The 11,509-nt window shown below is 63.5% G+C and carries 10 protein-coding genes, 1 tRNA gene and 2 pseudogenes; 9 read left to right on the plus strand and 4 right to left on the minus strand.

Annotation, left to right across the window (positions count from 1 at the left end):
• Positions 1-62: 62 nt before the first annotated feature.
• From ACRQ5J_RS13160 to ACRQ5J_RS13170, 3 genes are all read left to right on the plus strand, one after another.
• Positions 63-147 (plus strand) — tRNA-Leu (locus tag ACRQ5J_RS13160).
• Positions 148-185: 38 nt separating this feature from the next.
• A complete protein-coding gene (locus tag ACRQ5J_RS13165) occupies positions 186-383 on the plus strand; it encodes a hypothetical protein (protein ID WP_432377377.1) in 198 nt (65 codons plus the stop codon).
• 190 nt (positions 384-573) lie between these two features.
• A complete protein-coding gene (locus ACRQ5J_RS13170) occupies positions 574-2,304 on the plus strand; it encodes a sensor domain-containing phosphodiesterase (protein ID WP_432377378.1) in 1,731 nt (576 codons plus the stop codon).
• Here ACRQ5J_RS13170 and ACRQ5J_RS13175 read toward each other — a convergent pair.
• Complete coding sequence (locus ACRQ5J_RS13175; protein ID WP_432377379.1) at positions 2,301-2,591, minus strand: hypothetical protein; 291 nt, start codon at positions 2,589-2,591, stop codon at positions 2,301-2,303. The genes ACRQ5J_RS13170 and ACRQ5J_RS13175 overlap by 4 nt on opposite strands.
• Before the next feature lie 273 nt (positions 2,592-2,864).
• On the opposite strand from ACRQ5J_RS13175, the pseudogene ACRQ5J_RS13180 reads away from it, so the two are divergent.
• Together ACRQ5J_RS13180 and ACRQ5J_RS13185 are read left to right on the plus strand one after the other, a co-directional pair.
• Positions 2,865-3,706: pseudogene (locus ACRQ5J_RS13180) on the plus strand (hypothetical protein).
• 18 nt (positions 3,707-3,724) lie between these two features.
• Positions 3,725-5,953 carry an acylase gene (locus ACRQ5J_RS13185; protein WP_432377380.1) on the plus strand — a complete coding sequence of 743 codons (2,229 nt, stop codon included), beginning with the start codon at positions 3,725-3,727 and terminating at the stop codon, positions 5,951-5,953.
• Here ACRQ5J_RS13185 and ACRQ5J_RS13190 read toward each other — a convergent pair whose 3' ends face one another.
• Both ACRQ5J_RS13190 and ACRQ5J_RS13195 read right to left on the minus strand, forming a co-directional pair.
• The gene (locus ACRQ5J_RS13190) at positions 5,954-6,340 is read right to left on the minus strand and encodes a hypothetical protein (protein WP_432377381.1); all 387 of its coding nucleotides are present in this window, start codon (positions 6,338-6,340) and stop codon (positions 5,954-5,956) included.
• Positions 6,341-6,388: 48 nt separating this feature from the next.
• A complete protein-coding gene (locus ACRQ5J_RS13195) occupies positions 6,389-7,756 on the minus strand; it encodes a pyridoxal-phosphate dependent enzyme (RefSeq protein WP_432377382.1) in 1,368 nt (455 codons plus the stop codon).
• Positions 7,757-7,823: 67 nt separating this feature from the next.
• Here ACRQ5J_RS13195 and ACRQ5J_RS13200 point away from each other — a divergent pair, with 67 nt between their 5' ends.
• A complete protein-coding gene (locus ACRQ5J_RS13200) occupies positions 7,824-8,384 on the plus strand; it encodes a thymidine kinase (RefSeq protein ID WP_432377383.1) in 561 nt (186 codons plus the stop codon).
• Here ACRQ5J_RS13200 and ACRQ5J_RS13205 read toward each other — a convergent pair.
• Positions 8,376-9,191 (minus strand): annotated as a pseudogene (locus ACRQ5J_RS13205) (LysR substrate-binding domain-containing protein). The gene ACRQ5J_RS13200 and the pseudogene ACRQ5J_RS13205 overlap by 9 nt on opposite strands.
• 47 nt (positions 9,192-9,238) lie before the next feature.
• Between ACRQ5J_RS13205 and ACRQ5J_RS13210 the strand changes: the two are divergent.
• The 3 genes from ACRQ5J_RS13210 to ACRQ5J_RS13220 all read left to right on the plus strand — a co-directional run bounded on the left by ACRQ5J_RS13210 (position 9,239) and on the right by ACRQ5J_RS13220 (position 11,506).
• Positions 9,239-9,712, plus strand: a complete 474-nt coding sequence (locus ACRQ5J_RS13210) for an NAD(P)H-dependent oxidoreductase (RefSeq protein ID WP_432377384.1) — start codon at positions 9,239-9,241, stop codon at positions 9,710-9,712.
• Positions 9,709-9,999 carry a superoxide dismutase gene (locus tag ACRQ5J_RS13215; protein WP_432377385.1) on the plus strand — a complete coding sequence of 97 codons (291 nt, stop codon included), beginning with the start codon at positions 9,709-9,711 and terminating at the stop codon, positions 9,997-9,999. Before ACRQ5J_RS13210 ends, ACRQ5J_RS13215 begins: the two co-directional genes overlap by 4 nt.
• A 61-nt stretch (positions 10,000-10,060) precedes the next feature.
• Entirely contained in the window at positions 10,061-11,506 is a 1,446-nt protein-coding gene (locus ACRQ5J_RS13220; RefSeq protein WP_432377386.1) for a dienelactone hydrolase family protein, read from the plus strand.
• The last annotated feature ends 3 nt before the right edge of the window (positions 11,507-11,509 follow it).

Below are 11,509 nucleotides of genomic sequence, written 5' to 3' on the forward strand. Positions count from 1 at the left end.
ACGGATTCAATAGTTGTCTGGCAGTTACCGCTGGTTCATGTCATAATATCGGCCTTGTGTGGGCTCCGATGGTGAAATTGGTAGACACTGCAGACTTAAAATCTGCCGCCGCAAGGCGTGCCGGTTCGATTCCGGCTCGGAGCACCACCTCCCACCCTCCTGACGTATAACGATCGAGTTGAGAAATGGCGTCTGAAAAAGTTGTCAAGTTAGGCTTGGCGGCGGCGATGGTCGCCATTGTGCTCGGCGTGGCCGGCTATGTGCTGGTGTTCTGGCACAGCTACCAGGGCTGTCAGCAGCTGGAAGCCGAGGCTGCCAGGAACGGCAAGCCGATGTCGTGCGCCGAGATCAAGGCCGAGGCCAAAGCAGCCAGCAAGCGTTAATCAATTCTGATGGCCCGCTAAACTGCGGTATGATGTGGTGACAATCCGGTCGCGCCATTTTGCGCGGCCTGGTTTATCCGGCTCCGCCCCCGCCGACGCGCTCTGTTGAAACGAGGCCGCTGTGACGCATCATCCCCTTGTCCCCAAAAATGAATTCGAGCGCCTGGCTGCGCTGCATGAGCTATGTCTGTTGGATACGCCCGACGACCCGGCCTTCGACGCGCTGACCTCGCTGGCGGCGAAGATCTTCGGTGTGCCGATCGCGCTGGTGTCGCTGGTGGACGAGGGACGGCAGTGGTTCAAGTCGCGCATCGGCGTCAAGCCGCGCCAGACGCCGCGTTCGCAGGCCTTTTGCGCCTATGCGCTGCACAACCGCGACCCGCTGGTGGTGCTCGATACCCTGCAGGATGAGCGCTTCTCCAGCAACGCGCTGGTGACCGCTGAACCGTACATGCGTTTCTATGCTGGCGCGCCGCTGATCACCAACAATGGCATGTGCCTCGGCACCTTGTGCATCATCGACGTGGCGCCGCGCACCAGCTTCTCGGCGGCGCATCTGGATCAGCTACAGCACTTGGCCGCCATTATCATGATGCGCATTGAGACCTTGCGCAGCATCGGTTATGTCGATCAGCTGACGATGCTGCCAAACCGCGTGCGCTTTCTGGAGGATCTGGGCTTGTGGATGAAGGAGCTGGCCGTGCCGGATGCGCCGCCGCGCCATCTGTCGGCGGTGGCACTGGATGTCTGTGGCGCCGCCTACTTTCAGGAGATGGCGGCGGCGCTGGGTGGCGACTACGCCGACGGTTATTTGCAAACCGCACAGGCCAACATTGTGGTGGCGCTGGCGCCGGCGCCGGTCTACCGCATCGACATGACGGTGTTCGGTTGCGTGATCGAAGCCGAAGACGATGGCGCGCTGGCCGCCGAGCTGGAAATCCTGCAAACGATGTTCTCCAACCCGATCGAGTACCAGGGCATTCCACATGCGCCGCCGGTGGTGACCGGTGCGGCGCGGCTGCATGCCGGCGGCGCGGCGACCGAAGTGGCGCGAACGCTGAGCAGCACGCTGGCGCAGGCGCGCGGCCAGCAGGCCGGTTCCGGCATCTATCAGCAGGTGCTGGACGCCGAACAGCAGCGCGCCTTCCGCATTTTGGCGGCGATCCCGGAGGCGCTGGCCAGCGCCGGCCAACTGGCGCTGCATTACCAGCCGCGCGTATGTTTGCGCACCGGCCGCTGCGTGGGCGTGGAAGCGCTGCTGCGCTGGAGCCATCCGGTGCTTGGCGCGGTCAGCCCGGCGGAATTCATCCCGCTGGCGGAAAAGACGGCGCTGATGCGGCAGATGACGGCCTGGGTGCTGCGTACCGCTCTCAGTCAGGCGGAGGCCTGGCAACGCAGCGGCTTAGGTATTTGCGTGGCCTTGAATGTCTCCGCGCTGGACCTCGATTATGGCGACTTCGCCGGCCACCTCGGCCAGCATTTGAAGGCGCGCGCGCTCGACCCTTCGCTGGTGGAGGTCGAATTCACCGAAAGCGCGCTATGCCGCACGCCGGAGCGCCTGAAGGCGCAGCTGACAGAGCTGCGTGCACTGGGCGTGCAGGTGGCGATCGACGATTTTGGCGCGGGCTACAGCAACCTGAGTTATCTCAAGCAGATCCCGGCCACCGCCCTGAAGATCGACCAGTCCTTTGTGCGCGCCTTGCCCGACAACGAGCACGACGAAACGCTGGTGCGCTCGATGATCACGCTGGGCCACGACTTTGGCCACCGCGTGGTAGCCGAGGGCGTGGAGAGCGAGGAAGTCTACCGGCTGCTGGCCAGCTGGGGCTGTGACGAGGGGCAGGGCTATTGGATCGCCCGCCCGATGCTGGCGCCGGAATTCGCCGCCTGGCTCAAGAGGCGCACTGCGCTCGCGGTTTAGACGCCTTCGATCAGGCGCAGACCGCTCCATGCCAGCGTGGTCACTTCCACCACCAGCACCGACGGCTCCGGCTGCACGCTGGCGGCCAGGCGGTGGATGGCGTCGCGCACTTCGTTGATCGGCTCGGCGCCGCTGTAGCAATATTCGCCCTGCGGCAGGAAATAGCCTTTGCCGTCGTCCGCCTTGATGGCGCCGGCGATGTTGTATTTCGCCAATTCCGCATTCAGTTTGTCGAACGTGCCGGGCTGGGGCTCGGCGTATGCCACGCGGATGATGTAGTTGACCATGTAAAATCCTTAATGTTGGAACTGCATCATGGCATAAAAAGGTGCGCCGCAAAAGACAAAGCCCCGGGCAGGCGGGGAACCTGTCGGGGCTTTGCGTCAATTGGCGGAGAAAGCACGTTTGACTGGGTGTGATAGTAAAGTAGTTTTCTTAAAATTGCCTTAGTAACCATCTTGTAACCGTCTTGCCAGTTGGCGCTTTTGGTAGTAGGCCGGATGGTGTAGCATGCTGGACGGCGTTCGGGCAGGGCCCGCGCCGGTAATTCAAGGATAGATATGCAAATCAAAATTAACGACACGTTGCGCGCTTATATCGAGCCGCTGACCGAGAGCGAATACCAGGCGTTGGAGCGCAGCATCCTGACCGAAGGTTGCCGCGACGCGCTGGTGCTATGGGAAGACGTGCTGGTGGACGGCCATAACCGCTACCAGATCTGCCAGGAACACGGCATTCCGTTCAAGGCGATTGAAAATACCAGCTTCCGCAGCCTGGAGGACGTCAAGCTGTGGATGATCGATAACAATCTGGGCCGCCGCAGCATTTCCGACTACCAGCGCGGCGTGCTGGCGCTGCGCAAAAAGAAATCATGACCGCGCGCGCACTGGAACTGGCCGCCGAAGCGGCTGCCGAAGACGCCAAGATCGCGCCGCCGGAAGATGGCGAGGCGCCGGCCAGGAAGCCGGCCGCCATGCCGCTGGCCTCGCGCGAAGACATCGCCCGCGCCGCGCGCCTGAGCAGCGCCACCATCGGCCAGATCGAAAAGATCCAGAAGACGGCCACGCCGGAACTGGTGGAAGCGGTGCGCGCCGGCACCATCTCGATCAACGCCGCCGCCACCGTGGCCTCGCTGCCGGAAGAGGTGCAACTGGCGGCCGTCGCCGGCGGCAAGAAGGAGTTGCAAAAAGCCGCCAAGGAAGTGCGCGAAATGCGCGCCGCCTCGCGTCCGGCCAAGGAGCCGAAGGAGGCGAAGACCGCGCCGGCCGTCGATTACGGTGACATTCCGATGGACGTGCAGGAGCTGCGCGCCGAGAACGCCGCGCTGCGCGAGAAGAACGCCGCCCTGCTGGAGGAAATCACTGTTCTGCAACGCCGTATTTCGGAATTGGCGAGTGCCTGATCGATGGGAGTTTGACTGATGCAGCGACTGCATGCGCCGTTGGCTTTGACTTGTCTGGTTGCGATAAGCGCGGCGGCAGGCGCTGCCCCCGTAACAGCCGCGGCGCCCGCGGCGCCCGCAGTTGGCGAAGAGGCGCGCCTCAAGGCCGCCGCCCGGCGCGTCACCATCCTGCGCGACAAATGGGGCATCCCGCACGTCTACGGCAGGACCGACGCCGATGCCGTGTTTGGCCTGGTCTACGCGCAGGCGGAGGACGACTTCCGCCGCGTGGAGTTGAACTTCATCAACGCCATGGGCCGCCTGGCGGAAGTGGAGGGTGAGGCGGAGCTGTATAAAGACCTGCGCATGAAGCTGTTCATCAATCCCGATGAGCTGAAGCGCCAATACGCGCAAGCGCCGGCGTGGCTGAAAAAGCTGATGAACGCCTGGGCCGATGGCCTGAACTTCTACCTGCAAACGCATCCCGGCGTAACGCCCGCGCTGCTGACGCGCTTTGAACCATGGATGGCGCTCAGCTTCAGCGAAGGCAGCATCGGCGGCGATATCGAAACCATCGACATCAAGCAGCTGCAAGCTTTGTACGAAGGCGGCGCCAGGCTGCCGCTGATGCCGCCGGTGCTGATGTCGGCCGGCGACGGCGTGGATCCGGACAAGGAGCCGGGCGGCTCCAACGGCTTTGCCATTGCCCCGGCGCTGACGAAGAACAAGCGCGCGCTGTTGATGATCAACCCGCACACCTCGTTCTACTTCCGTCCCGAGGTGCACGTGCAAAGCCAGGAAGGGCTGAACGCCTACGGCGCAGTGACCTGGGGGCAGTTCTTTGTCTACCAGGGCTTTAACGACCGCGTGGGCTGGATGCACACGTCCGGCGGCGGCGACGTGATCGACGAGTACCTCGAAACCATCGCCGAAAAGGACGGCCAGTTCTTCTATGCGTACGGCGGCGAGCAGCGGCCGCTGAAGGCGGTCGATATCGAATTGCCATACAAGACCAAGGACGGCATGGCCAGCAAGACCGTGCGTGTCTACTATAGCCACCATGGTCCTATCGTGCGCGCCAAGGATGGCAAGTGGGTAGCCGTGCGTTTGATGAACGAGCCGCTGAAGGCGTTGACGCAGTCCTTCATCCGCACCAAGGCGCGCAACTACAAGCAGTTCTACAAATCGATGGAGCTGCGCACCAATTCGTCCAACAACACCGTGTATGCGGACGCCGACGGCAATATCGCCTACTTCCACGGCAACTTCATTCCGCGCCGCGATGCGCGGTTCGACTGGAAGCATCCGGTCGATGGCAGCAATCCGGCCACCGAGTGGCAAGGCCTGCACGAGGTTAAAGAGACGATCACGCTGTTCAATCCAAAGAACGGCTGGATTCAGAACACGAATAACTGGCCGTACACGGCCGCCGGCCCTTACAGCCCGAAGGTCAAGGACTATCCGGCCTATATGTCGGTATTCCCCGAGAATCCGCGCGGCATCCACGCATTGCGCGTGCTGGAAAATAAAAAAGACTTCACCATCGAGAGCCTGATCGCCGCGTCCTACGATACGCAACTGCCGGCCTTCGAGTCGCTGCTGCCGCAGCTGTTCGAGGCTTACGATGCGCTGCCGGACGATGCGCGCAAGGCCGCGCTGGCGCCGCAGGTCAAGGCGCTGCGCGCGTGGGATATGCGCTATTCGCTGGAATCGACCAGCACTTCGCTGGCGGTGTACTGGGCGCAGGATTTGTGGAACACGTATCAGCCACTGGCCAAGACGAAGGAAGTGCCGGTGCTGGACTACATCCAGGCGGCGATCACTCCGCAGCAGCGCATCGAAGCGCTGGAGCGCGCGGTGGCAAGGCTGACCGCCGATTTCGGCAGCTGGCAGACGCCATGGGGCGAGATCAATCGCTTCCAGCGCCTGACTGGCGATATCGTGCAGCCGTTCGACGACAGCAAGCCTAGCCTGCCGGTGGCTTTTGCCTCGGCCAACTGGGGTTCGCTGGCCGCGTATGGCATGACGTCGAAGCAGAAAACCAGGCGTATCTACGGCGAGCGAGGCAACAGCTTCGTGGCGGCGGTGGAGTTCGGGCCGCGCATCAAGGCGCGCAGCATCCTTGCCGGTGGCCAGAGCGGCGACCCGGCGTCACCGCACTTCAACGACCAAGCGGCGATGTACGCGCGCGGCGAATTCAAGGATGTCCTGTTCTACAAGGCGGATATCGAGAAGCACCTTGAGCGCCGCTACCATCCGGGCGAGTGATCAGGGCTGCGGGTAGACCACCGGCTCGGGGTGCTCCACGTCCTCCAGCCGGACCCATTGCAGGTTCTCGACTTTGTTGTTGCGCACATTGCCGTCGCGGTGGCGCACGGCCGGCAGCTTGTTCGGATTGGGCAGGAACACCTCGGCCACCAGGTCGTGCACGTAGAACTCGCCCTCGCGGGTGCCGCCGCGCAGCTTGACCTTCAGGCCTTCCGGGTACAGTGTCGGTTTCAGCACGCTGACCTTGGACCCGGCGGACAGCATCACGCGGCCGTCTTTCGACACCTTGTAATAATCGCTGCCGACCACCGGCTTGGCGCTGGCGACCAGAATCGAGTAGGCGAAGCCGAGGCCCAATACCACGGCAATGATAATGAAGTAGATCATGCCGGAATATTATCAGCTAAATAGCGGTCCGCGAAACGCTTTTGTGGTTCAGGATAGCGTCCTTCGCAGGTGGTTGAGCAGGTCGTAGCGGGTGATGAGGCCATAGAAAGTGTCATGTTCGGCCACCACCGCGGTCAGGCCGCGGTCGAGGATATCGCGCAGCGCCTGCATGTCGGCCGCCGGCGACAGCACGTCCAGCCGCCGGGTCATGGCGCTGCTGACCGGCTGGTTGAAGCGTTCCGGCTCCGCGCCCACCGTCAGCAGCACGTCCGATTCGTCGATGATGCCGGCCAGGTGGCCGTTTTGCAGCACCGGCAGCTGCGCCACGTCGGCCGCGCGCATGCGGTTGAAGGCGATCATCAGCGTGTCGTCGGGCATGACGCTGATGACTTCCCCGGCGTCGAAGCGGCGGCCGATCAGGTCGCGCAGGTCGTTGTGCCGGCGGCGTTCGAGCAGGCCCTGGTCGCGCATCCAGCCGTCGTTGTAGACCTTGGACAGGTAGCGCGTGCCGGTGTCGCAGACGAAGCTGACCACGCGCTTGGGCGCGGTCTGTTCGCGGCAGTAGCGCAGCGCGGCGGCCAGCAGCGTGCCGGTGGAGGAACCGCCCGGGATGCCTTCCTCCTTCAGCAGGGCGCGCGCGGTGGCGAAGCTTTCCACGTCTTCGATGGTATAGGCCTTGGTCACGCCGTCCATGTCGGCGATGGCGGGGATGAAGTCCTCGCCTATGCCTTCCACCGCCCACGAGCCGCTGGTTTCCGCGACCTTGCCGGTGTCGATGTATTCGGCGAGGATGGAGCCGGCCGGATCGGCCAGGATAAATTCCACATGCGGCGCCACCTTGCGGAAGTAGCGCGTCAGGCCGGTGAGCGTGCCGGACGAGCCGACGCCGACCACGATGGCGTCGATATCATGGCCCATCTGTTCCCAGATTTCCGGGCCGGTGGTGGTTTCGTGCGCCAGCGGGTTGGCCGGATTGTTGAACTGGTCCGAGTACCAGGCGCCGGGCATCTCGGCCGCCAGGCGCGCGGCGAAGTCCTGGTAATACTCGGGATGGCCCTTGCCGACGTCGGATCGGGTGGTGCGCACCTCGGCGCCGAGCGCCTTCAGGTGCAGCACTTTTTCGCTCGACATTTTGTCCGGCACCACCAGCAGCACGCGGTAGCCTTTCAGCCGTCCGACCAGCGCCAGGCCGAGGCCGGTATTGCCGGCGGTGGCTTCGATGATGGTGCCGCCGGGCTTGAGCAGGCCCTCGGCCTCGGCCGCTTCGATCATCGCCAGGCCGATGCGGTCCTTGATCGAGCCGCCGGGATTTTGCGATTCCAGTTTCAGGAACAACTGGCAAGGCCCGGTATCGAGGCGGGTAACCTCGGCCAGCGGCGTGTTGCCAATCAGGGTGAACAGGGCAGGGGTGCGCATACGTTCTCCTTTGTACATTTCGGGCAAGTATGCACTTTTTCGGATTCCGGGGTTTATAATCCGCGCCATGGCAAAACTCTACTTCCGCTATTCTGCGATGAACGCAGGCAAGTCCACCGCCATGCTGCAGGTGGCCCACAATTACGAAGAGCAGGGTCAGACGGTGCGCCTGTTCACGGCCGCCATCGACAACCGCTACGGCGTCGGCAAGGTCACGTCGCGCCTCGGGCCGCAGCGTGAAACCGAGGTGTTCCACAATGACACCGATTTCCTGCTGACCGTGGACAAGAAAATCGCCTGCCTGCTGGTGGACGAGGCGCAGTTCCTCAGCAAGGAACAGGTCAAGCAGCTGCATCAGCTGGCGCAGGTGCGCGGCGTGCCGGTGATTACCTACGGCTTGCGCTCGGACTTCCTCGGCGAGCCATTCCCCGGCTCGGCCTATCTGCTGGCGCTGGCCGACGATATCGAGGAAATCAAGAACATCTGTAGCTGCGGCAAGAAGGCGACGATGAATATCCGCGTCGACGAGAACGGCAAGCGCATCAAGGAAGGCGAGCAGATCAGTATCGGCGGCAATGAAAGCTACCGCCAGGCCTGCGGCCGTTGCTTCTACAGCGAATTAGGCTGAGTATTCCGCCAGCGCCGCCAGCGGCAGGTGCAGCGCCTCCAGCTGGCTGAAATAATCCAGCAGGTAATCCACCGTCACCCGCACGCGCGGCGCGACCAGCGCCGACTGGTTGAGCGCTTCCGGCGAGGAATAGGTCATCACCGCGTGATCGGTGTTGATCGTTAATAGGCCGCCGTCGCTGGCCTTGAACGACCACGGCGAGACGCCGCCGCCAAGAAAGCGCCGCGTCAGCAGCTTGTGACGGGCGAGGTCGTGCGGTGTGCGCGGGATGCCATGCCGCGCCAGATACGCCGGCGACGCCACCAGCAGCAACTTGAACTGGCAGATCGGTCGCGACACCATCGATGAATCGGCGATGCGCCCGCCGCGCAGCACCAGGTCATAGCGGTCGCGCACCGCATCGCTGAGGCGATCGTCAAAGTCCACTTCCACCGACAGGCCGGGCTAGCGCGCCAACAGCCCGGGCAAAGCGGGCGTCAATTGCTCGCGGCCGAAGCCGACGCTGGTGGAAATGCGCACGCTGCCCGACGGCGTTGCGCGGTGGGCGATAACGGCGTCGGCCGCCAGGTCCAGCGCCTCCAGGCCGATGCGCGCCTGCCGCAGGAACGCCGCGCCTTCTTCGGTCAGGCTGGCAGTGCGCGTGGTGCGGCTCATCAAGCGCACGCCAAGCGACTTTTCCAGTCCCGCCACATTTTTGCTGACCGCCGCCGATGACATGCCCAAGTTGCGGGCCGCGGCCGCAAAGCTGCCGGCGTCGGCCGCGTTAACGAAGGAAAGAATCGCGCGGACGCGTTGCGTGGTATCCATGGATCGTCTCTCACCCGTATCCCGAGCAAACCCATGTCATCAAGGCCTTGCAGCAGACCGCCGAGGGCACGGCGGATGTGACGGTGCGCAATCTGGAAGCGCTGTACGGCAACGACCTGTCCGCCATCGATGTGGCCGCCGAGCAGCGCGCGCATGACGGCGTTGACCGCGTGGTCTACATGTTCCCGGTGCACTGGATCAATCTGACGCCGATGCTGAAGGCTTACCTGAACCAGGTCTGGGCCTATGGCTGGGCGTTCGGGCCGGAAGGCAAGGCCTTGCGCGGCAAGCAGATGCAGGTGGTGGTGTCGGCCGGTGCTGCCGAGCACACGTATTCCGCCGAAGGCCTGGTGCGCAGCAGTATCGAGGAAGTGCTGACGCCGATGAAGGCTTGCGCACTCTACGTCGGCATGGAATATCTGCCGCCGCTGGCGTTCTACGCGGCGATGGGCGCCGAGGGCGAGAAGCTGCAAGGCTTCCGCGACAGCCTGAGCGGCGTGCTGGCGCGGGAGGCGGCATGAAACTGTTGTGTCTCGATATTCCGCAGCCGGGCGTGACGCCGGACCAATACCGGCCGCATTTGCTCGACGAGGTGCGCTACGCGTGGGAGTTGCATCGCACCGGCATCATCCGCGAGATCTATGCGCGTCAGGACCGGCCTGGCGTGGCTATCGTGGTGGAGTGCGCTTCGCCAGCAGCCGCGCGCGAGGCGATGGCGGCGTTTCCGCTGGTGACGCAAGGCTTGATCGACTGGGAGATTATTCCGCTGGGCGTGTTCACCGGCTGGGAAGCGCTATGGCAAAAATAGTGCTGATTGGATAAGGCCATCTCTATTAAAATAGCCTTTTCTGCAACCCAATAAGGCAACAATGCGTTTTGGCTCCCTGGTTTTGTTGTGCTGCGCCGTTTTGCCGGCGCAGGCGGCGTCGCATTATGCGTATTTGAATCCGGCGGGCAGCTACCCGGTCGGTTTCCAGATGGTCAAGCAGTACGACTACAGCCGTTCCTCGCTGCCGGCCATTGATATCGACACCGGCAAGCCGCGCGAGGGAGAGCTGGCGCGCGCGATGCAGACGCTGGTCTGGTATCCGGCCAAGAGCGGCGGCCAGAGCATGACGTATGCCGATTACCTCGATACCGCCGCCAGCCGGCGCGATTTTTCGCTGAGCGACGCGCAGGTCGCGCAAAAAACCGAGCAGTTCATCAATCAGCCCGGCAAGGCGCTGACGCCGGCGCAACGCCGGGCGGAGGCGGCCAGCCCGGTGTGGGCGCGGCGCGGCGCCACGCCGGCTGCCGGCAAGTTTCCGTTGGTGATCTACGCGCCCGGCGCCAATGGCGCGGCGCATGAGAATGCCGAGCTGTGCGAGTATCTGGCCAGCCAGGGTTATGTGGTGATCGCCAGCCCGAGCGTCGACGGCCAGGGCAGGGTGATGAACCCGAACCTCGAAGGGGCCGAGGCGCAGGCGGCCGATATCGCCTACCTGATCGGCTACGCGCACAGCCTGCCGCAGGTGGACACGGGGCGCATCGCCGTGGCCGGGTTCAGCTGGGGCGGACTGGCGAATGTGCTGGCTGCCGCCAGGGACCAGCGCATCCGGGCGCTGGTGTCGCTCGATGGTTCGATGCGCGGCTATCCGGAATACATCAACGGCGGCAAGGAGGCGGCCAAGTACGTGACGCCGGCGCGCGTGAATGTGCCGTTGCTGTACCTGTCGGCGAGGCCGAGGACGATCGAGCAACTGGAGGGCAGCTATGATGTGTCGTTCAGCTTCATTAATGCGATGAAGTATACGGACGTGTACTACTACATCCTGCATCCGATGGCACATAGCAATTTCAGCACCTCGCAAATCCGCTTTAGCGGCGAGGCCGATTTCGAAGAGTATTCACGGCAGGAGATCGTGCAGGCGCACAACTGGGCGTCGCGCTATGTGCTGGAATTTCTCAACGCTTACCTGAAGGGCGATGGCAAGAGCCGCGCGTTCCTGGCTGCGCGGCCGGTGCGCAACGGCGTGCCGCCGCATATGATTACGGCCGATATCCGCATGGCGGCGAAAACCGCGCCGACGCTGGAGGCGTTCTCGGTGGCCCTGCATCAACAAGGCTTCGCGCAAGCCATTCCGCTGTATAACGCGGGCAAGTTCACCGTGCCGGAGGGCGAGCTGAATGGCTGGGGCTACCGTCTGCTGCGTTCCGGGCGGCCGCAAGACGGGCTGGAAATCTTCAAGCTGATGGTACACATCTTTCCCGACAGCGAGAACGCCCGTGACAGCCTGGCCGAAGCGCGCCGGGCGCTCGACGGCAAGACCGAATAACCT

Origin of the sequence: Duganella sp. P38, from assembly GCF_050859475.1 — a bacterium.
Classification (GTDB): Bacteria; Pseudomonadota; Gammaproteobacteria; order Burkholderiales; family Burkholderiaceae_D; genus Rugamonas.

Coding starts and splice junctions, on each gene's coding strand:
- ACRQ5J_RS13190 (WP_432377381.1), bottom strand. CDS start 6,340: ATGATCTACTTCATTATCATTGCCGTGGTATTGGGCCTCGGCTTCGCC.
- ACRQ5J_RS13165 (WP_432377377.1), top strand. CDS start 186: ATGGCGTCTGAAAAAGTTGTCAAGTTAGGCTTGGCGGCGGCGATGGTC.
- ACRQ5J_RS13220 (WP_432377386.1), top strand. CDS start 10,061: ATGCGTTTTGGCTCCCTGGTTTTGTTGTGCTGCGCCGTTTTGCCGGCG.
- ACRQ5J_RS13215 (WP_432377385.1), top strand. CDS start 9,709: ATGAAACTGTTGTGTCTCGATATTCCGCAGCCGGGCGTGACGCCGGAC.
- ACRQ5J_RS13175 (WP_432377379.1), bottom strand. CDS start 2,591: ATGGTCAACTACATCATCCGCGTGGCATACGCCGAGCCCCAGCCCGGC.
- ACRQ5J_RS13185 (WP_432377380.1), top strand. CDS start 3,725: ATGCAGCGACTGCATGCGCCGTTGGCTTTGACTTGTCTGGTTGCGATA.
- ACRQ5J_RS13195 (WP_432377382.1), bottom strand. CDS start 7,756: ATGCGCACCCCTGCCCTGTTCACCCTGATTGGCAACACGCCGCTGGCC.
- ACRQ5J_RS13200 (WP_432377383.1), top strand. CDS start 7,824: ATGGCAAAACTCTACTTCCGCTATTCTGCGATGAACGCAGGCAAGTCC.